At 62.3% G+C, this 21742-nt stretch carries 10 protein-coding genes; 6 read left to right on the top strand and 4 right to left on the bottom strand.

Annotated elements, in window-relative coordinates; translation table 11 throughout:
* The 3 genes from PVZ78_RS11195 to PVZ78_RS11185 all read left to right on the top strand — a co-directional run.
* The coding region (locus tag PVZ78_RS11195) for a ShlB/FhaC/HecB family hemolysin secretion/activation protein (protein WP_273828686.1) at positions 1 to 1185 on the top strand (1185 nt) is incomplete at its 5' end.
* Positions 1186 to 1210: 25 nt separating this feature from the next.
* A complete protein-coding gene (locus PVZ78_RS11190; protein ID WP_273828685.1) occupies positions 1211 to 14737 on the top strand; it encodes a two-partner secretion domain-containing protein in 13527 nt (4508 codons plus the stop codon).
* Positions 14734 to 15063: a hypothetical protein gene (locus tag PVZ78_RS11185; protein ID WP_016701976.1), complete on the top strand. Its 330-nt coding sequence runs from the start codon at positions 14734 to 14736 to the stop codon at positions 15061 to 15063. The genes PVZ78_RS11190 and PVZ78_RS11185 overlap by 4 nt, the downstream gene beginning before the upstream one ends.
* A gap of 673 nt (positions 15064 to 15736) precedes the next feature.
* Here PVZ78_RS11185 and PVZ78_RS11180 read toward each other — a convergent pair.
* Together PVZ78_RS11180 and PVZ78_RS11175 are read right to left on the bottom strand one after the other, a co-directional pair.
* The gene (locus tag PVZ78_RS11180) at positions 15737 to 16897 is read right to left on the bottom strand and encodes an MFS transporter (RefSeq protein ID WP_273828684.1); all 1161 of its coding nucleotides are present in this window, start codon (positions 16895 to 16897) and stop codon (positions 15737 to 15739) included.
* A 31-nt stretch (positions 16898 to 16928) separates the two neighbouring features.
* Entirely contained in the window at positions 16929 to 17270 is a 342-nt protein-coding gene (locus PVZ78_RS11175) for a hypothetical protein (protein WP_273828683.1), read from the bottom strand.
* 167 nt (positions 17271 to 17437) lie between these two features.
* Between PVZ78_RS11175 and PVZ78_RS11170 the strand changes: the two genes are divergently transcribed.
* Complete coding sequence (locus PVZ78_RS11170; protein ID WP_124340483.1) at positions 17438 to 17908, top strand: Lrp/AsnC family transcriptional regulator; 471 nt, start codon at positions 17438 to 17440, stop codon at positions 17906 to 17908.
* 171 nt (positions 17909 to 18079) lie between these two features.
* On the opposite strand, the gene PVZ78_RS11165 is transcribed toward PVZ78_RS11170, so the two are convergent.
* On the bottom strand, positions 18080 to 18502 hold the full coding sequence (locus PVZ78_RS11165) for a DoxX family protein (protein WP_009049889.1): 423 nt from the start codon (positions 18500 to 18502) through the stop codon (positions 18080 to 18082).
* Between the two features lie 147 nt (positions 18503 to 18649).
* Here PVZ78_RS11165 and PVZ78_RS11160 point away from each other — a divergent pair, with 147 nt between their 5' ends.
* Positions 18650 to 19570 (top strand): LysR family transcriptional regulator, encoded by a 921-nt coding sequence (locus PVZ78_RS11160; protein WP_273828682.1) that lies wholly within the window; start codon positions 18650 to 18652, stop codon positions 19568 to 19570.
* On the opposite strand, the gene PVZ78_RS11155 is transcribed toward PVZ78_RS11160, so the two are convergent.
* Positions 19543 to 20469, bottom strand: a complete 927-nt coding sequence (locus PVZ78_RS11155; RefSeq protein ID WP_009049887.1) for a LysR family transcriptional regulator — start codon at positions 20467 to 20469, stop codon at positions 19543 to 19545. The two genes, PVZ78_RS11160 and PVZ78_RS11155, sit on opposite strands and share 28 nt — an antisense overlap.
* A 98-nt stretch (positions 20470 to 20567) precedes the next feature.
* Here PVZ78_RS11155 and PVZ78_RS11150 point away from each other — a divergent pair, with 98 nt between their 5' ends.
* Positions 20568 to 21572, top strand: a complete 1005-nt coding sequence (locus PVZ78_RS11150) for a cyclase family protein (RefSeq protein ID WP_041989937.1) — start codon at positions 20568 to 20570, stop codon at positions 21570 to 21572.
* Positions 21573 to 21742 lie beyond the last annotated feature (170 nt).

The following is a 21742-nucleotide window of genomic DNA, read 5'->3' as shown; positions in this document are numbered from 1 at the left end:
CAGGTCGGCGCGCTGGTCAACCTGCGGGAAATCGAACAACTGGTGGACCAGCTCAACCGCCTGCCGTCGAACCAGGCGCAAATGGAGCTGGCCCCCGGCAAGGAGGTCGGTGGCAGCCAAGTGCTGGTCAAGAACACCGCGCAAAAGCCCTGGCGGGCCGGGCTGTCGCGCAGCAACGACGGCCAGCGCAGCACCGGCGAGCAGCAGTGGGGCACCACCTTCGACTGGGACAGCCCGCTGGGGCTGGCCGACCAGTTGATGTTGCGCGGTGGCCACGATGCCATGAGCGACCACCAGCACACCTCCAACAACGCCATGCTCTCTTACAACCTGCCCTGGGGCTGGTGGAACTTCAGTTACACCTACAGCCAGAGCGAGTACCGCTCCCAGGCCCAGGCCAATGGTTTCAGCTTCAAGCAGACCGGCGACAGCCAGAACCACCAGCTGCGCGCCGAGCGGGTGATCCTGCGTGATGCAGTGAGCAAGACCTCGCTGAATGCCGGGCTGGCCTACCTGCGCACCAACAACTTCATCGAAGACAGCAAGCTGGCCCTGAGCAGCAATCGCCTCAGCGAAGCCCAGTTCGGCATCAACCACGGCCGGCGCATCGGCGGTGCCTTCGTCAACCTCGACCTGGGCATGCAGCACGGCATCGGTGCCTTCGACGCCCAGGACAATGGCCACCCAGGGCCGGGCGAGCCGAATGCGCGCTACCGCAAATACACCGCCACCCTCAGTTACCTGCAGCCGTTCAAGCTGTGGGGCGAGTCGTTCAGCTTCAGCAGCCTGATGACCGGCCAGCGCAGCGAAGACGTGCTGTTCAGCCCGCAGCGCACCAGCCTGGGCGGGCAGTCGTCGATTCGCGGGTACAAGGATCAGTCGCTGTCCGGCGACAGCGGCGGTTACTGGCGCAACGACCTGCGCTGGAGCCGTCCGGTGACCCTCGGCTGGCTGCGCCCGGTGTTCGCCGAGTACGGCAGCAGCCTGGGCTACGACCAGGGTGTGATCCGTGGCGACCGCTACAACGGCGAGCAGCACGGGCGTCTGTCGAGCAACTCTCTGGAGCTGTTCGCCCGCGGCCAGCACCTGGCGACCAGCGTGACCTTCGCCCATTCCCTTGAACGCCCGGATGTCCTGAGCGAGCGCGAAGCGCCGATCTACTTCCGCCTGGATTTCCTCCTCTGATTCGCGTTTTTTCGAGACCTTCGACATGGATGTTCGCCAATTCGCTTTCCTGGCCCGCCAGCCTTCTGCTGCCCTGAAAACCCGCGAGCACTTCTGGGGCATGCCCAAGCGCGGCCTGGCGTTCATCCTGGCCAACGCCATGTTCTGGCAACCGCTGTGGGCCCAGGCGGAAGGCATCGTGGTCAGCGCGCCGGGCACCAGCCTGGGGCAGGCGGGCAACGGCGTGCCCATCGTCAATATCGCCACGCCCAATGGCAGCGGCCTGTCGCATAACCAGTTCCACGACTACAACGTCGGCCAGCAGGGTCTGATCCTCAACAACGCCACCGACCGCACGCAAAGCACCCAGCTGGGCGGGATCATCGTCGGCAACCCGAACCTCAAGGGCGTCGCCGCGCAAACCATCCTCAACGAAGTCAACGGTGGCAGCCCCAGCCAACTGCGCGGTTACACCGAAGTGGCGGGGCAGTCGGCCCATGTGATCGTCGCCAACCCCTATGGCATCAGCTGCAACGGCTGCGGCTTCATCAACACCCCGAAAGCCACCCTGACCACCGGCAAGCCGGTGATCGAAAACGGCCAGCTCAGCCGTTATCAGGTCGACCAGGGGCAGGTGACCATCGAGGGCGCGACGCTCAACGCCAGCAACGTCGACCGCTTCGAAATCATCACCCGCAGTGCCAAGATCAACGCCGAGATCCAGGCGAAAAACCTGACCATCGTCACCGGGCGCAACGACGTCGACGCCCGCACCCTGAACGCCACCGCCCGCGCCGACGACGGCAGCATCAAGCCGGAACTGGCGATCGACTCTTCGGCCCTGGGCGGGATGTATGCCGGGGCGATCAAGCTGGTGGGGACTGAAGCGGGCGTGGGGGTAAGGCTCGCCGGTAACCTCGCTGCCAGCGGCGGTGATATCCAGATCGACGCCAACGGTCACCTGAGCATGGTCCAGGCCGCGGCGGGGGCCGCGGTCAAGGTCAAGGCTGCCAGCCTCGATGCCCAAGGTCCGGTCTACGCCGGTAGCACGCTGGATATGCAAAGCCGCGGCGACCTGAACAACCAGAAAAACCTGGCGGCCCGCGACAGCATCAGCCTCAGCGCCGGTGGGCAACTGAGCAACAGCGGCATCATCGAGGCCGGGGTCAATGCCGATAACAGTCGCAATGCCGGCGGTGATCTCACCGTCAATGCGCAGACCCTCAATAACAATGGCAACAGCCTGGTCGCCAGCCGCAATCTGACGGTGACCACGGCGCAAGCCCTGAACAATCAGGGCGGCACCCTGAGTGCGAAACAAAGCGCGAACATCCGCGCGGGCACCCTGGATAACCAGAACAAGGGCCGAGTGCTGAGCAGCGGTAGCCTGAATCTCAATGCCAACCAGTTGCTCAATAGCCAGGGCGGGCTGGTGAGCAGCAATGGTGAACTGGTCGCCAACCTGGCCGGGCTGGGTAACGCGGGCGCTGAGATTTCCAGCCTCGCCGGGGTGACCTTGAATGTTGCCTCCCTGGATAACGTGGCCGGTCTGATCGCGGCCGGTAGCGCTCTGAATATCAATGCCAGCGGTGTCTTCAACAACCAGGGCGGTCGCTTGAGCGCTCAACAGGACCTGCAACTGGTAGCCGCCTCCCTGAACAACAGCCAACAAGGCTCGATCATCAGTCAGGGCGCCTTGGGCCTGACAACCCAGGGGGCACTGGACAATCATCAAGCGGGCAGGATCCAGAGCACCGGCAATGCGCTGATCAGCAGCGCCAGCCTGAACAACCAGGGCGGCAAACTGGCCGCTCGTGACATCAGCCTTCAAGTGGCGGACCTGGACAACCGCCAGGGGCAGGTGATCGGCGATGGGAGCCTGACGCTGAACAGTCAGGGCGCGATCAACAATGCCACCGGCTCGATGACTTCCAGCCAGTTGCTGAACGTGCAAGGCGCCAGCCTCGACAACACCCAGGGGACGCTGCTGAGCAGTGCCGGCCTGACGGCGAAGATTGCCGGGCAGTTGCTGAACCAGGCCGGTCTGTTGTCAGCGAATGCTTTGCTGACCCTCGACAGCGCCAGTCTCGACAACCAGCTCAAGGGACGGATCGTCAGCAAGGCCGACGCCAACCTGAATACGCTGGGTGTCCTGGATAACCGCGGCGGCAGTGTCAGCGCCGGCGGCGCCCTGGCGCTCAATGCCAACCGAGTGGATAACCGTCAGGGTGGTTCGCTGAGCGCTGCCCAGGGGGTGAGCCTGGGGATCGACAACCTCGACAACCAGGGCGGCAACGTCTCCAGCCAGGGTTACTTGAAGCTGACGGGGACGACGCTGAATAACAGCCATGACGGCAAACTGCTCGCCAATGGCGACATCGATCTGACCCTCGGCCAACTCGACAATCAACTCAACGGCCAGTTGTCCGGGCAGGCGGGTGTACAGGTCAAGGCTGCGCAGCTGAACAACGGCCAAGGTGGCAATCTCTACGCCAAAGGCAAGCTGGAGCTTGATCTGAGCGGGCAGTTGCTCAACGCCCGAGGCACGCTCAAGGGTGATGGCGCCATTCTGCTCAAGGCCGGCAGCCTGAACAACGACGCTGGCCAGCTCTCCAGCGTCAAGGGCTTGCAGCTCACCAGCCTGGGCACCCTGAGCAACCTGGGGGGCAGCCTGACCAGCGGCGACACCCTGGACCTGGTCAGCGGCCAACTGAACAACGGCGCCGCAGGCAGTATCTCCAGTGCCAAGGCCCTGACGGCAAGTGTCAGCGGCCTTGATCAACAAGGTGGCAAACTGTTTAGCAGCACCGGTCTGAGCCTCGACCTGAATAACGGTCAGCTCAATAACCAGGACGGTCTGATCAATGCCACTGGCCTGTTACTGCTGAAAAATCTCAAAGGGGTCAGCAACCAGGACGGTGAGATTTCCAGCGACCAGGGCTTCACGCTGGCCGCGCAAACGCTCGACAACACCGATGGCACGATTGGCAGCGAGCAGGCGCTGGTCTTGCGTGTCGAGCGCACCCTGAACAACCTCAGGGGGCTGGTGTCGGCCAATGGGCTCAAGGTTCATGCCGCCAGCATCGACAACACCGAAGGCACGATGGGCAGTGATTCGGACCTGAGCCTGAGCGTCGAGGAGGCGCTTGCCAACCTCAACGGCACCTTGTCCAGCGCCGGCCTGTCGAGCCTTAAAGCGGCCAGTCTGAACAATACCGAAGGCCAGCTGACAGGGGATCTCGGGCTGAGCATTGATCTGAGCGGAGCACTGAATAACCAGGGCGGGATGCTCGGTTCCGGCAAGGCACTGACGCTGAATGCTGGCAGTCTCGACAACCGCGCTGAGGGCGTGTTGCTGGCGGTCGATGGTTCCCTGACGGGCACGGTCGTTGGCGCTTTCGATAACCGTGAACTGGGAAAAGTCAGAGCCGCCGGTGGCATCGAGTTGACCACCGGTAGTCTGGATAACCGTGGCGGTAGCCTGTCTGGCAAGGATCGGCTGACCCTGCGCAGCGACCTGGCGGATAACCGGGGAGGGCTGATCCAGGCCGATAAAGACCTGAAATTACTGGTCGGACAGCTGGATAACCGCGATAAGGGCGTGTTGAGCGGCAAGGCTGCCATTGACTATGAAGGCTCGCGGCTGGACAACAGTGGTGGCCTGCTCAGTGCAGTCGGCCCGGTAACGCTCAAGGCCCAGGAAGTCACCAATACCAAAGGTCGGATTGCCAGCCAGGCTGACCTCACCGCTACTCTCGATACCCTGAACCAGCAGGGCGGTTCGTTGGTCGCGAAAGGCAGTTTGTTGCTGACAGGCAAGACGCTTGATAACCGTAACGGCGGCCTGGTGGGCAGCACCAACGCACTGACCCTCAATGTCGATCAGGTCGACAACCGCGCCGGGGAAATCTCCAGTACCGAAAACAGCCTGAGCTACACCGGTCTGCGCCTGGACAACAGCGATGGCGGCAAGCTGCTGTCCGCAACCGACCTGCAGCTGACGGTGGCGCAGTTGATCAACCAGAGCAAGGGCCGACTGTGCGCCAAGGGCAGCGCAGGCCTGACGGGTACCCGGCTCGATAACAGCAGTGGCAGTTTTTCCGGCCTCAAGGGGCTGGATATTCGTCTCGATGGGGCTCTGCTCAATAACGCCGGGGTGCTCAGCAGCGAAGCGGGATTGACCCTCAATGTCGCCACTCTGGATAACACCCAAGGCAAGCTCGGCAGTGCCGGTGCCCTGTCGGTCACCAGCCTGGGTGCGTTGCTCAATCAGGGTGGCTCAATCGTCACCGACCAGGGGTTGACCCTGGCCAGTTCCAGTCTCGATAACAGTCAGAGCGGTGTGATCAACGGCAAGGGTGCGACCCATGTCACCACCGGCCTCTTGAACAACAGCCAGGGTGGCCACCTCACCAGCGACGATACGCTGGACCTCAATGCAACCCAGGTCGACAACGGCGCCAGCGGCCGCATTGCCAGTGAAAAAGCCCTGACGGCCAACATCACCGGCCTGGACCAACAAGGTGGCGAACTCTTCAGCAAAACCCAACTGAACCTGGACCTGAACCACGGTCGGCTCGACAACCGCAAGGGTCTGATCAATGGTCCCGTACTGGTGCTCAGCAACCTCAAGGACGTCGCCAACCAGAACGGCGAAATCTCCAGCGCCCAAGCCTTCATGCTCGCCGCGCAAAACCTCGACAACAGCGCTGGCAAACTGCTGAGCAAGCAGGGCCTGACCTTGCGTATCGCTCAGGCCTTGAACAACCAGAACGGGCTGATTTCCGCGACGTCCCTCAACAGCCGAAGCGCCAGCCTGGACAACAGCCATGGCCTGATCAGCAGCCGTGGCGAGGTCGACCTGGGCGTGACTCAAGCCTTCACCAATCAGAGCGGCACCCTGATCGGCGACGGGGCCGTGCTGCTGGCCGTCAACAGTCTCGACAACCGCGACGGTTCGGTCGCTGGCAAGGCCGACGTTACGGCCACCATCAACACCCTCGACAACCAGAACGGGCAATTCATCGCCAGCGGCGCCCTGGGCCTGACCGGCGCCGTACTCGACAACCGCCAGAGCGGCCTGGTCGGCGCTACAAAAGCGCTGAAACTCGAGGTGGGCAGTATCGACAACCGGGGTGGCGAGCTTTCCAGCAGCGCCGACATTGGCCTGACCGGCAAGCGCCTGGACAACAGCGACAGTGGCCAGATCATTGCGGCCATGGGCTTGACCATGACCCTGGATCAAGTGTTGAACCGCAATCAGGGCCTGATCAATGGCAAGAGCGGCCTGACCCTGGATGGCCAGACCCTGGACAACACGGCGGGTCAATTGCGCAGCGGGCAGGATGTGCGCTTGGGCCTGGGCGGCGACCTGACCAACAATCAGGGATTGATCAGCAGTGAAGGCAAGCTCGACGTCACCAGCGCCAACCTGAGCAACACCGCTGGCAGCCTGTCGAGTGCCGGCGTGTTGAAGGTCAAGGCCAGCGCAGCGCTAGGCAACCAGGGCGGGCAACTGGTCAGTGACAGCAGCATCGAGCTGAGCAGCGCCAGTCTCGACAACCGTCAACAAGGCGTGATCAGCAGCAAAGGCTCGATGGGGGTGACCACCAGTGCTTTTGACAACAGCCAGAACGGTCGCCTGAACAGTGGCGACAGCCTGACCCTGGCGGCCGGCCAGGTCACCAACCGCAGCGGTGGCGTCATCGGTAGCAGCAAGGCACTGACAGCCAGCGTCACCGGCCTCGACCAGATGGGCGGCAAACTGTTCAGCAACACGAGCCTCACCCTGGACCTGAACCAAGGTCAGTTGAACAACCAGACGGGCCTGATCAATGCCCCGTCGCTGGTGCTGCGTAACCTCAAGGGCATTGACAACCAGGGCGGCGAAATCTCCAGTGCCCAGGCTTTCAGCCTCACCGCTGACAGCCTCGACAACAGCAACGGCAAACTTCTCAGCAACCAGGCCCTGACCCTGCGAGTCAACCAGGCCCTGACCAACCTCAAGGGCCAGATCGCCGCGGCTGCCCTCGATGTGCGGGCTGACAGCCTGGATAACGCTGAGGGTAGCGTTAGCAGCCGTAGCGATTTGACGCTGACTGTCGCGGGGCTGCTGAACAACCAGAATAAAGGCCTGATCAACGCGACACAGAACCTCACGCTCAGCAGTGCTGACCTGAATAACCAGGGCGGTACCCTGCTCGGTGGCGGTGCCGTGACCCTGAATGCGATGGCGCTGAACAACAGCGCCAACGGTCTGATCAACAGCCAGGGCAGTCTGGCCCTGACCGCCAGCAGCCTGAACTCCAGCAGTGGCGGTGAAGTCTCGGCTAAAGGCGATATCACGCTGAACCTGGGGGCACTGACCCAGAACGGCGGGCGCCTGCTGGGCGACAGTGGCGTGCGCCTCGACCTGGCCAACACGGACCTCGACAATCGCAATGGCCTGTTGATCGCCAAAGGTCCGCTGAGCATCAGTCGCCTGCGTGACCTGAACAATCAGAATGGGGAGATTTCCAGCAGCCAGAGCACTAACCTGGTTGGTCGCCTGCTGAACAATACTGGCGGCAAGCTGATCAGCAACAATCAACTGGGGCTGACCGGCGAGACCTTGCTCAACCAAGGCGGCCTGATCTCTGGCTGGCAAGGGCTGACAGTGAGTGGGGGCAGCCTCGACAACCGCAACAACGGCACGCTGTCCAGCCGCAGTGGCGACCTGAATGCAAACATCAGCGGTGCGTTGCTCAACAGCAGCGCCGGCGCGCTGGTCAGCCAGAAGGCGCTGAACGTCAATGCGGCCAGCCTGGATAACAGCGCCGGCATCCTGTCCAGCGGCGCCGGCCAGCAACTGACCGTTGGCAGCCTGCTGAACAACACCCAGGGTGGATCGATCGACAGCGGCGCCGCCCTGACGATGCAAGCCATGACCTTGAACAACGCCGGGACGATCAGCGCACAACAGGCCCTGGGTTTTACCGGCACGACCCTGGATAACTCCGGCGGCAGCCTGGTCAGCAACGGCGCGGTGAATCTCGACCTGCTCGGCAGCCTGAGTAACACCAACGGCAAGCTCGCCAGTGGCGGGCCGCTGGTGATCAGCCGCAGCAGCCAGATCAACAACCAGGGCGGCCAACTGGTCAGCCAGGGGCTGATGAGCGTGCTCACTGGCGGCCTCGACAACCGCAATCGCGGCACCGTGGCGGCCAACGGCAATCTGCTCACCCAGGTATCGGGCGCCGTGCAAAACAATGGCGACGGCCTGATATACAGCCAGAACGGCACCTTGCAACTGAGCGCCGCAAGCCTGGGCAATGCCAAGGGCACCCTGCAAAGCCAGGGCGCGATGGACCTGGCCGTGACGGGGGATATCGACAACCAGAGCGGTCGGCTCCTGGCCCAGAACGGTGACCTCAAGGTCAGCGCCACCAACCTCGATAACCGCGGCGGTACCCTCGCCAGCCTCAAGGGCGCGCTGGAAGCCCGTATCGTCGGCGTGTTGAAAAACGGTTACGACCTGAACAATAACCGCCAGGGCGGCATCGCTCAGGCCCAGCGCCTGAACCTCAGCGTATTGGGCGGTATCGATAACTACGGCGGACGTATTTCCGCCCAGAACGGCGATGCACTGATCACCACCGCCAACTTCGACAACCGCAACGGCGGCCTGTATGCCAAAGGCCTGGTCAAAGTCAGCGGCAATAATTTCGACAACAGCGGTGACAACGACGGCCAGATCGCCGGTAACCGGATCGACCTCAGCCTCAATGGTCACCTGAACAACCGTATGGGCATCATCGAGAGCGACAGCACCCTCAGCGTGCGTGCCGCCAGTCTCGATAACCAGACCGGCCAGCTTCGGGCCCTGGGGGCCGGTGGCAAGACCGACTTCCAGATCGGCGGCTTGTTCGACAACCGCAATGGCAAACTGGAAAGCGCTAACAGTGACCTGACCCTGAATGCCGCGAGCTTCCAGAACCAGGGCGGCAGCTTGTTGCATGTGGGCAACGGCACCTTCGATATCTCCACGGCCAACGTCACCAATGCCGGTGGCAGCCTCGTCACCCGTGGCGGGCTGACGCTCGCTGCCGACAGCTGGACCAACAGCAGCGTGATCCAGGCCGGGCGCCTGACCGTCAACGTCAACAACCTGATCCAGACCGGCAGCGGGCAATTGCTGGCCTCCACCAGCCTGGTGGGCAACGGCGGTAACTGGACCAACGATGGCCTGATTGCCAGCGACGGCACGGCCAGCCTGACGCTGGGCGGCAGTTATAGCGGTAATGGGCGCTACAGCAGCTTGGGCAGCCAGGGGCTGACGGCGGCTTCGATGAATCTGGGCAGTGCGGGTAGTGTGGCCGGTGGTGGGGACTCGACGATCCGAATCGGCGGACAACTGAGCAACGCCGGGCGGCTGACCTCCAATGCTGGTCTGACTGTCGAGGCCGGCAGCCTTGTTAACTCCGGGACCCTGGGGGCTGCACAGAACCTCGATCTGAAAACCCCATCGCTGCTCAACGATCGCGGCCTGATTTTCAGCGGCGCGGACATGACGTTGGGGGTCGGCAATTTCACCAATCAGAACGGCGACCTGTACGGGCTCGGTAACGTATCTATCGGTGGTTACGGCGGTGCCGCCCGGGCCGCGGGGGTCTACAACGTTTCCGGTTCCATGGAGAGCGGTGGGGCATTCGCGCTTAACGCCGATGTGTTGCAGAACCGTACCGATGGCGCGGTAGCGTCGGGCAGCCGCAAGCTGGTGTCGGGGTTTATCGCCAATATGTGCAATGACTGCAAAGGGAAGGTTTACACCTTCACGCTGGCGGCCCGTGAGGTCTACGAAAGTGTCGACACTGACACCAGTGCCTCGGCGCTACTGACAGCGGGCAGGGATTTCACTTTCCAGGGCGGTAGCTTTCTCAATAGCAAGAGCACGGTGAGCGCGGGCGGCAATATCAACATCACGGCCGGCAGCCTGCAGAACATCGGCGCGCAGAACGGGACCATCGAGCGCACGCGCCTGTACAAGGTCTACGACATGGGCTCGGGCGCTACCGGGCAGCTGTTCTCCGATGTCCTGACGCCTTACAACCAGCGCAACAACCCTGATTTCCCTTATGTGTATTACCTGGATCTGGACGACAACATCCACAAGGCCATACCCAAATCGGGTTATTACAGAGAGCCGGGGCGAGACGGTCAATCGTACAAGGTGGTGTCTCTCAAAGACGCCGATACGGGGGCAACCGTCGATACACGCAGCGCCTATAACATTGTATTTCCTGGCCTGAAATACGGCTTTGAGAACACGACGTTATCCCAGTACGACCCGAACAACCTGCTTGAACTGCCGAGCCAGTTCTCTCAGTTCACCAAGCTCAGCGACGTTGAAATCGCCAAAGACAGTAGTGGTGCCGTCAGTACCAGTGGCAGCCGCAATGCGGTGATCCAGGCCGGTGGCAATGTTTCGATCACCGCCACCCAGGATCTGCAGAACAGTGTCATCCACCAGGACTACAGCGCCAGCGGTGGCACCAACAAGGTCGCGGATACCCGGGTAAACGGCACCGGCACCACCGTTGTCAGGCTCAACAGCCAGCTACCTCCCGATCTGGCCCAGCAACAGGTCAACCCGCTGAGCTTGCCCGGCTTCACCTTGCCGACAGGGCAGAACGGCCTGTTCCGCTTGAGTGGCCAAGGCGGGTCGGCTCAACAGGCGACCCAGGCCAATACCGGGCCGCAAAGCTGGACCCTGGGCAGCGCCTCGGTCAGCAGTGCCCAGCGTCAACAGAACCTGCCGGATATCCAGGCGCGTAGCTTCCAGATCGATGATGTCGCCCAGGTGGCTTCCAGCGATCGGCAACTGACCCGGGTCACCCGTCAAGCCACCGACAGCAACCTGAGCGCCAGCGCGATCGATGTCAGCGCCCCTGCCGACAATAGCGGCACCCTGGCGTTGTCAGGTCATGAAGGCAATGCTGGCGCTATCACCCAGGTGGGAGCCGTGCATGTCGAGGGGGCCAGCCATAGCGCGGTCGCCACAGGGCCGGACCTGAGCGTGCCAACACTGCCGCTCAACCCGCGTGATCCGTTGACCAGCGTGACCTCGCCTGGTGTCGGGAACGTATCGACCGGCGGTGTCCCTGCGGTGGCCAATCCAGCAGTCGCCACTCCAGTGGCCAGCCAGGCCGTGGCCCGTGTCCAAGGCGTGCCGGACAGCTCGTTCAAGCCTAATCCGCAGAAGTACCTGATCGAAACCAACCCGGTACTCACCGACCTCAAGCAGTTCATGAGTTCGGATTACCTGCTGGCCGGCCTCGGTTACGACCCGGACATCAGCGCCAAGCGCCTGGGTGATGGCTTTTACGAACAGCGTCTGGTGCAACAAGCCATCACTGCGCGTACCGGCCAGGCATTTCTCGCTGGGCAGAACTCCAACGAGGCTCAGTTCAAGTACCTGATGAACAATGCCATCGCCAGCAAGGATCAACTCAACCTGTCGGTAGGCGTGACCCTCACGTCGCAACAGGTCGCGGCGCTGACCCACGATATCGTCTGGCTCGAAGAGCACGAAGTGAACGGCGAGAAAGTGCTGGTGCCGGTGCTGTACATGGCCCAGGCCAACGATCGACTCGGCCCGACCGGTGCGCTGATTGCCGGTAATGACGTGACCCTGATCGCCGGCCAGAACCTCGACAACGTCGGTACCTTGCGGGCCACCAACAACTTGTCGGCCACGGCAGGCAAGGACCTGGTCAACAGCGGGTTGATCCAGGCCGGCAATCGCCTGGACCTGTTGGCGGGCAACAACATCACCAACAAGGCGGGTGGCATCATCGCCGGTCGTGACGTGACGATGAACGCGATCAGCGGTGATGTGCTCAACGAGCGCAGTGTCACCTCGGTGGACAGCGTGGTACGGGGTTATTCGCACAAGGATTACGCAAACAGCGCCGCGCGTATCGAAGCCGCCAACGACATGGTCATTTCCGCCGGTCGTGACATCACCAATCCCGGCAGCGTTCTGCAAAGCGGCCGGGACATGAGCCTGAGTGCGGGGCGCGACGCCAATATCGTCTCCACCGAGCTCAACAGCAGCCTGGCGCTGGGCAAAAACCACTACAGCAGCGCTATCACCCAGATCGGCTCCGAGGTCAGCGCCGGTCGTGACCTGACGGTGAAGGCCGGTCGCGATATCAACGCCATCGCCAGCGAGATCGAAGCCAAACGCAATATCGCCATGGCGGCCACCGAGAACCTGACGCTGTCCTCGGCGGCGGACGAGCAGCACTCCTACGAAAAAACCAAGAAAGTCACCCGCCAGGAAGACCATGTCAGCCAGGTCGCCACGACCCTCAGCGCCGGTGGCGACGTGGACCTCAGCGCCGGCAAGGACATGGCGCTGATCTCCAGCCGTATCACCGCCGGCGATGAAGCCTACCTGGTAGCCGGCGACAACCTCGAACTGCTGGCGGCGCAAGACAGCGACTACTCGCTGTACGACAAGAAGAAAAAAGGCAGTTGGGGCAGCAAGCAGACCAAGCGTGACGAAGTCACCAAGATCACCCACGTCGGCAGCGAGATCTCGACTGGAGGCGATCTGACGCTGGTCAGCGGCGGAGACCAGAAGTACCAGGCGGCGAAGCTGGAGAGTGGCAGCGACCTGACGCTGGCCAGCGGTGGGGAGATCACCTTCGAAGGGGTGAAGGACCTGCATCAGGAGAGTCATACGAAGAGCAGCAACAGCCTGTCGTGGAACAGTGCCAAGGGGAAAGGCAACACCGATGAAACCCTGCGACAGAGCGAGCTAGTGGCCCAGGGACAATTGGCGATCAAGGCAGTCGATGGCCTCAAGATCGATATCAAACACATTGACCAGAAGACGGTGAGCCAGACCATCGATGCGATGGTGCAGGCAGATCCACAGCTGGCATGGCTTAAAGACGCAGAAAAACGTGGTGATGTGGATTGGCGCCTGGTGAAGGAAACCCACGAGTCGTTCAAGTACAGCAACTCTGGTATGGGCGCCGGGGCAATGCTGGCGGTGATCATCATTGTTACGGTGCTGACGGCGGGGACTGCTACAGCTGCCACCGTCGGAGCTTCCGCAGGTGCCACGGCCTCCGGCGCGGCTGCCGCGGCTGGTGCATCAGCTACGACCGCTGCTTCTGTGGCAGCTGCCGCCTCGGCTGCAGCGAGCGCCAGCTTCTCGGCCGCCGTTGCGCAGACGGCGGCCAGCGCAATCAATAACAAAGGCAACCTAGGCGCTACTTTCAAGGATGCGGTCTCGTCGGACAGCCTCAAAGGGTATGTGTTGGCAGGTGTGACGGCGGGCATTGCCTCCCAGTTTGGCTTTAACCCCACCGAGTTGAAACTTGACCTGGCCAGCGCCCAAAGCGTGGCCATCAAGGTAGCTGCTGACTCGGTGGCCAAGACGGCAATCATGGGCGGCAGTTTGAAGGACAACCTGCTCGAATCTGCGGTGGGGACGGGGATCAGCATCGGTGGGGCGATAGGGGCCAACAAGATTGGAGATGTCACGCTCTTTGACAACGGTAAGTTGACGAAAGTGGCCATGCACGCCGCGCTCGGTGGACTGATGGCCGAAGCGATGGGCGGGGACTTCCGTACTGGAGCCCTGGCCGCAGGCGCGAACGAAGCCGTAGTGGATTTTCTGGCTGACAAATTGTTGCCGGTCGGAGTCGACAAAAACAGTCTCGAGTACCAGCAAGGGGTCAGTAAGATGCTGGCGGCATCTCAACTGATCGGCGTGTTGACGGCGGCTGTTACGGGAGGCGATGCATCCGTCGCAGCTGCAGTAACAGCGAACGCAACGCAATATAACAATCTGAACCACAGCGATTCACGTGATTTCGTTGAGAGCATGAACAGTTGTAAAGGCGATGAAAGTTGCCAAATAAAAGCTTGGAAAGACCGAGGTTTCGGAGAGCTGAGTGACGAGCTTTTTGAGCAGGCGCTACAGACAGGTGGTGCTGTCTATGCCAAAGACCAGATGGGGCAGATCGCAGCAGGTCTGACAGTTCTTGATAAACTGAGCTGTTCGACCCAAGCCTGTGAAAACTATAAGTTCTTGCTGACTGATCGCGCCCTCAAAAGCATGGTCAAACTTGGTGATGTGGTCGGGCAGTGGGAACCAGTATTAGGTGCGATTGCAGGTATGGCGGGTGGCATAGCTGGTATGCGTGGGCCACGGCCTGCCGGGGCTGAGCCAGTAATTGGGTCTGCTCAGGTCAACAAGGCATATGCTTATTGGGCTCGACGAAAAGAAGGGCCTGTGCTTCCGGATGAGGCATGGCATAAAAATGTTCCAAGACAAACCACGCCAGGGACGAAAGCAGTCACTCAAGAGAAGTACAACCCTAAGACAGGAAAACTGGAAAACTCTATTATTGAATATGATGAGTATGGTCGTATGTCTAAAAGAACAGACTATTCGAACCATGGGTACGGAGATCCATCGAAACCTAATGAGTATCATTCTGATCCTCATACGCATATATATGAATATGGGCCAGGTTTTGGTGAAAAGGGTAGAGGGACGAGGGTGAATAGATGATTGGTAAAGATGAGCTTAACGAGCTGCTTATAGGGCATAACTGTGTGGAGTCTATGTGTATTGAGTCTGAAGATGGTATTGTAAAATATAATCTTCTGTTAACTCTGGCTGAGTCGGAAAGCTACGATTCAAAAAAAATTAAGGTTTGCTTTTACGATGTTAGCTCATTGAGTGTTAAAGAGTTTGGTGGGGGGTTAACGCAGTTTATGCATTTGAAAATTTCGAAAACTAACTCGGGGTTTGATAGGGCGAGGTACGAATTAAGTGAAATGGAAGATGAAAAAATATATTGCTTGTTTTTTGGGTTTGCTTTAATCGATGAGTAAGTGTTTGGGGCTTAGTGGAGGGGTCGGCTCTTGCTGTGGATGATCAAGCAGATAGAGGTATTAATTGGGAAGCTGTAGATACGCAGGATATTTTGCTGGGTTAGTTGGTGCAAAAGGAACAGCGTCTTCAAAGACGGCAGTTCAAGAGTAAATAGCCCCGGCACTGCCGGGGCTATTTGCTTCTCTCGCTGTCATCTCCCTAGTCTGCAGAATATTGCCAATGGGATGTCAAAGGAAAATCCTGCGTTGAATACCTGGACAGGTCAGCCTCGCTCCTACAGAAGCGAGGTTTGCCCGCGATTTTTTATGCCCGGCGCAAATCCCTGTAGCCGCTGCCGCAGGCTGCGAAAAGGCCCGCAGGGCCTTCCAGCGATCTTGAAAACACAACAGGGTGCCTGGGCGTGCAGCGTTGGCTGGACGGGCGTATCGCGGGCAATCGAGCGTCGATCGGCCGCTCCTGCAGTAGCGAGTTTGCCCGCGATTTTTTATGCCTGGCGCAAATCCCTGTAGCCGCTGCCGCAGGCTGCGAAAAGGCCCGCAGGGCCTTCCGGCGATCTTGAAAACACAGCAGGGTGCATGGGCCCGCGCGTTGGCCGGTCGTGCTTATCGCGGGCAAGCCTCGCTCCTGCAAGGGACGTGTGTCTGTAGGAGCGAGGCTTGCCCGCGAAAGGGTTCAAACCTTCAACACTTTCCCGCTGGCCGCCACACCAATCAGCATCACCGCGATCAGTCCGAAGGCGATGCTCAGGCTGCTGCCGTGGGCGATAAAGCCGATCAGCGCCGGGCCGGCGAGGATGCCGGCGTAACCCAGGGTGGTGATGGCCGGCACGGCGATGGCTTCGGGCATCACGGTCTGTTTGCCCACCGCGGTGTACAGCACCGGCACGATGTTCGAGCAGCCGACCCCCACCAGCGCATAGCCCACCAGCGCCGCTTCCCAGGCCGGTGCCAGGGTCGCCAGCAGCAGGCCCGCGGCGGCCACCGAACCGCCCATGACGATCACCCGCCTGGCCCCCAGCTTGTGCACGATGGCATCGCCAGTCAGGCGGCCGACGGTCATGGTCAGGGCGAAGGCCGCGTAACCCAGGCCGGCATAGGCGGCATCCACCTGGCGCTCGGCGCTGAGGAACACCGCGCTCCAGTCCAGCACCGCGCCTTCGGCGAGGAACACCACGAAGCACAGGCAGCCAATGAACAGCACCACACCGTGGGGCACGGCAAAGGCCGGGCCCGAACTCTGGCTGCCGTACGGCAACATGTGTGGTGCCGCCTTGAGCAGGGCGACGACCAGCAAGGCCACCACCACCAGGGTCGCACCCAGCGGCGACAGGCCCAGGCCGAGCATGGCGCTGACCCCGGCCGCGCCGACGATGCCGCCGAGGCTGAACAGACCATGGAAGCCCGACATCATCGGCCGGCCGCTGGCCCGTTCGACGATCACCGCCTGCAGGTTCACCGTGGAATCCACCGTGCCCAGCCCGGCGCCGAACATGAACAGCCCGGCGATCAGCAGCGGCACCGTGCTCACCGTGGCCAGCAGCGGCAGGGCCAGGCAGATCAGCAGGCTGCCGGCGGCCATCACCCGCCGGCAACCGAAGCGCCCGGCCAAGACCCCGGCGATCGGCATCGCCAGGATCGAGCCGACCCCCAGGCACAGCAGCAACAGGCCCAATGTGCCTTCATCGAGCCCGGCCCGGGCCTTGGCGTAGGGCACCAGCGGCGCCCAGGCGGCGATGCCGACACCGGCGATGAAAAACGCGATGCGGGTGGCCATCTGTTCCAGGCGGCCGGGGCTGATCTGTTGCTGCGAGGTGTGGGTGTTGAGGGCTGTCATAAAAATCCTTGGCGGTCACCCCCGGCGCCTGTCAGCCAATGGACGCTTGGCGCCATTGCTGCTGTCGCTGGAGGACCGAGTCTGCCGTTTCACCGACCAGTTGTTGATACACCGCCGGCGACGTGGCGCCTTCGGTGTGGATAAGCAGGACGCGCGAACGGGCGTCGAGGTGCGCGACTTTGCGCCGCGCGCCATCCTTGCACATCAGGCCCGCTCCCGCGAGGCCCGCGGCGCCGGATTCGCCGGCCGGCAGGGGAATGCCCCGGGCGCTGCCGCTGGCCAGCTGGCGCATGGCGCCGGCGGCGAGCGCGTCGGGGAGTGTGACCAGGCAATCGTTCGAAGGTTGCAGGAAGCGCCAGGCCGGGCCCGCCATCGTCGAGTCCAGCGTGCCACTGGCCTGGCCCCGGCTCGCAGCCCTGGAAATAATATTGCGTGGCTGGCGAATTTGTTTCGCATAATCGCCAGCCTTTGCACAATTTCATTTCATGATTGTCCGCCACCGATTGCCCACCACCGATAGCCCGCCCATGGATTGCCCGCATGACCGTCAGCCTGGATGCCTACGACCTGAAACTGCTCGCCGAACTGCAACGCGATGCGCGCACCCCGCAAAGCGAGCTGGGGTTGCGGGTGAACCTGTCCACCGCGGCGGTCAACCGGCGTCTCAAGCGCCTGAGCGATGAAGGGGTGATCGAGCGCTACAGCGCGGTCATCGCCCCCGAGGCCCTGGGTTATGAGCTGAGCATCATTGTCGAGGTGGAGGTGGAGAGCGAACGTATCGATCAGCTCGATGCGCTCAAGCGCAGCTTCCAGGCCTGCCCGCAGGTGCAGCAGTGCTACTACGTGGCGGGGGAGTGCGATTTCGTGCTGATCTTCACCGTGCGCAACATGGCCCAGTACAACGAACTGACCCGCGAGCTGTTCTTCGAGAACAACAACGTCAAGCGCTTCAAGACCCTGGTAGCCATGAGCCGGGTCAAGGTCGGGCTGGATGTGCCGACCGCCCCTTGAAACACCTTGATCCCCTGTAGGAGCGAGCTTGCTCGCGATCAGCCGCCAGGCTGAAAGACACGGCGGTGTATGCGGGATTTTTATCGCGAGCAAGCTCGCTCCTACAGGTGGACAGCAACCAAAACGACCACGCGGCACCCTTGGGCGCCGCGTGGTCGTGGGGCAGGCCGATCAACCCTGGCGGCGGGCATCCAGGCTGAAGCGACCGGCGCCGAAGGCCACCACTTGCAGCAGGCCGCCGGCCATGGCGATGTTCTTGAAGAAGTGGATGAACTGGTTCTGGTCGCCCAGGTTGTTGTGGAAGGCCAGGGCGGTGGCCACGCTGAACACAGCCAGGCCCAGGGCCACCAGGCGGGTGCGGTAGCCGGCGATCAGCAACAGGCCGCCACCCAGCTCCACGGCGATGGCGATGCCCAGGGCCAGTTGCGGGAAGGGCAGGCCGACCGATTGGATGTAACCGACCATGGCGGCCGGCGCGGCGATTTTCGAGAAGCCGGACAGGATGAAGATGGCGCTGAGCAGGACGCGCCCGATCAGGCTGATGCTGGCGTTAGTGTTCGAGGTGGCGGACAGGCTGTTGGTCAGTGTGGACATGCTGGATTCTCTCAGTGGGTTCGGCCTCACCACCTTGGTGTGCCGCGATGGAGAGAAGTTTGCCACTGGCTTTATGAACGCAATAGCCGAATAATTTCGAGTATCAGGTTCGATTTTTTAGAACGCAGCCTTTACGAGAACAGCACCATGTCCAGCAACCCCGGCACGCCCACCCTCGATCAATTGCGCATCTTCCTGACCATCGTCGAAGTCGGCAGCTTTGCCGGCGCGGCGCGCAAGCTGCATCGCGCGACCTCGGTGATCAGCTATTCCATGGCCAACCTGGAGTTGCAGCTGGGGGTCACGCTGTTCGACCGCAAGACCACCCGCAAACCCCAGCTCACCGAGGCCGGGCGCACGGTGCTGGCCGAGGCGCGGAGCATCTACAACGGCATCGACGGCCTGCGGGCCAAGGTCAAGGGGCTGTTGCAGGGGCTGGAAGCAGAGATTCACCTGGTGATCGACGTGATGTTCCCGGCGGCGCGCATCGTCGATGCGCTGAAAAACTTCCGCCGCGAGTTCCCCACGGTGCAGTTGCACCTGCATATGGAGGCCCTGGGCGCGGTGGCCGAGATGGTGCTGGCGGGGCGCGCCGCGGTGGGCGTTTGCGGCATGGTGCACCGCGATATTCCCGGTCTTGAACGGGTGCAGGTGGGGTTTGTCCAGCTGATTCCGGTGGCCGCCCCGGAGCATCCGTTGGCGCAAGCATCGGTCAACCTGCCGGGGGCCGGCCGCGAGCATGTGCAGTTGGTGCTGTCGGACCGTTCCGAGCTGACGCGCAACCAGGACTTCGGCGTGGTCGGCACCCGCAGCTGGCGCCTGGCGGACCTGGGCTCCAAGCACATGCTGCTGCGCGAAGGCATCGGCTGGGGCAACATGCCGGCGCCAATGGTCGAGGAAGACCTGGCCAGCGAGCGCCTGGTGCAACTCAATCTGCCGGGGAACCAGGGCCTGCCTTACGGCTTCGACGCCATCTACCGCCTCGACACGCCACCGGGGCCGGCGGCGTCCTGGCTGATCGATTGGCTGGCGGCCCAGGTTCAGTCCGCCGGCTCGGGCGCGGCCTGATCGGCCTCCTGGAGCGGGCCGAGGGCCTGGGCCAGGAAGTCGACGAAGAAGCGGATCTTCTGCGACACATGGCGGTTGCTGGCATACACCGCATAGATGGTCCGGCGCGGCATGGAATGACTGGGCAGGACTCGCTGCAACTGGCCGCTGTCGAGTAGCGGCTGGGCGATGAACGAGGGCAGGGCGCCAATGCCCAGCCCGGCCTGGAGCATGTCGCTGAGCATCAGGCTGTTGTCCACGGCAAAACGCACCGGCAGTTCCAGGCGACTGCTGCCTTGCGGGCCTTCCAGCTGCCAGTGGCCGGGGTGCTCGGCCAGGCGATAGGCCAGGCAGCTGTGGTCGCGTAGTTCATCGACGGTCTGCGGGCTGCCATTGGCCTGCAGGTAGGCCGGGGCGGCGCAGATCACCTGCTCGATTTCCCCCAGGCGCCGGGCGATCAGTGACGAGTCGGTCAACTGCCGGCGAATCCGCAGCGACACGTCGAAACCTTCGCTCACCACATCCAGCAGGCGGTCGTCGAGGGTCAGGTCGATGCGAAATTGCGGATAGCGCCGCATGAAGTCGGCGAGGATCGGCGACAGCACCTTGAGGCCGAACGACAGCGGTGCGTTGACCCGCAGGCGGCCGCCGGGCTCGCGGGTGCCGGCGCGGGTCGCGCATTCCAGGGCTGCCAGTTCGTCGAGCAGGTGGCAGCACTCGCTGAAGTAGGCCTGGCCGGCGTCCGACAGGCTCATGCGGCGGGTGGTGCGCAGCAGCAACAGGCTGCCCAGGTGTTCTTCCAGCTGGCGCACCTGCTTGCTGACGGCGGCGGTGGATTGCCCCAGGTCGTTGGCCGCCAGGCTGAAGCTGGCGCGCTCCACCACTCGGCGAAAGGTGCGCATGGCTGCCAGCACATCCATATTGTTTCTCCTGGGTTGAATATGTCTTAACGAAACGGCTGATTATCGCCCAATTGTTAATCCATACCATGGACACTTCATTTCACAGGAGTGTCGTCATGACTGTTTCCCGTTTGTTGCGTGTCATCCCCGGCCTGGCCGCCTTGTCATTGTTCAGCGCCCTGTTCAGTGCACAGTGCAGCGCCGCGCCCCAGGCCGAGGTCGGCGTCAGCCCCTGGGGGCCGAAGGATGAGATCGGTCGCCTGAACCTGATCACCGAGCAGTCGCGGGCGGCGATCATGGCCCGGGTCAGCGGCAGCCAGGCCTACGACCTGGCGGTCGAATATTACGTCGGCATGCCCAGCTGGCAGGCGGCGGGCGATCCGCCTTACCAGATGTGGATGACCCACACCCCGCACGGCAACGTGATCGCCGACCCGATGCAGGTCGGCGAGCCGATGAACCGGCATGTCAGCTATACCGGCTCGGCGGTGTCGATGTACGCCCATATGGGCACCCATATCGATGCGCTCAACCACTTCGGCCTGGACGGCAAGATCTGGAACGGCTTTCGCGCCGACCAGCACCTGGGCGACCGTGGCTGGAACGTTACCGGTGCGGAAAAACTGCCGCCGATCGTCGCCCGTGGGGTGCTGATCGATGTCGCCGCGGCCAAGGGCGTGGACATGCTGGCGGACAATTACCGGGTGACCCGCGCCGACCTGCAACAGGCGCTGAAGGCGCAACAGGTCAGCCTGGAAAAGGGCGACGTGGTGCTGATCCGCACCGGGCGCATGCGTGACTATGAAAAGGCCCAGGCCTATATGGCCAACCCGCCGGGCATGAGCCTGGACGCGGCGAAGTTCCTGGTGGAAGAGGGCGGCGCCATGGTGGTGGGCGCCGATAACCTGAGTTTCGAGACCTTCCCGTCGGAGGTGGAAGGCAACTACCTGCCGTTGCACACCTACCTGCTGGCGATGCAGGGTGCGCCGATCCTGGAGCTGGTCAACCTCGAAGGCCTGTCGCGGGACCGGGTGTACCAATTCGCCTTTATCGGTGCGTCGTTGAAGTTCCGCGGCGCCGATGCCGCACCGATTCGGCCGATTGCCTTGCCGATTCGCTAGGCGCTTACCGCGTGACCTGTAGCCGCTGCCGCAGGATTCCGGCCGGGCCCGATGTTTGTGTAGCCGCTGCCGCAGGCTGCGATCGAGCGGCACGCTCGTGGGGATCTTGTGGGCGCTGGAGACCCTGCGGGTCTATCGCAGCCTCGCGGGGCTCGGCAGCGGCTACAGGG

The organism is Pseudomonas sp. SBT1-2, from assembly GCF_028640875.1.
Classification (GTDB): domain Bacteria; phylum Pseudomonadota; class Gammaproteobacteria; order Pseudomonadales; family Pseudomonadaceae; genus Aquipseudomonas; species Aquipseudomonas chlororaphis_I.
This window is presented reverse-complemented; position numbering and strand designations above follow the sequence as displayed.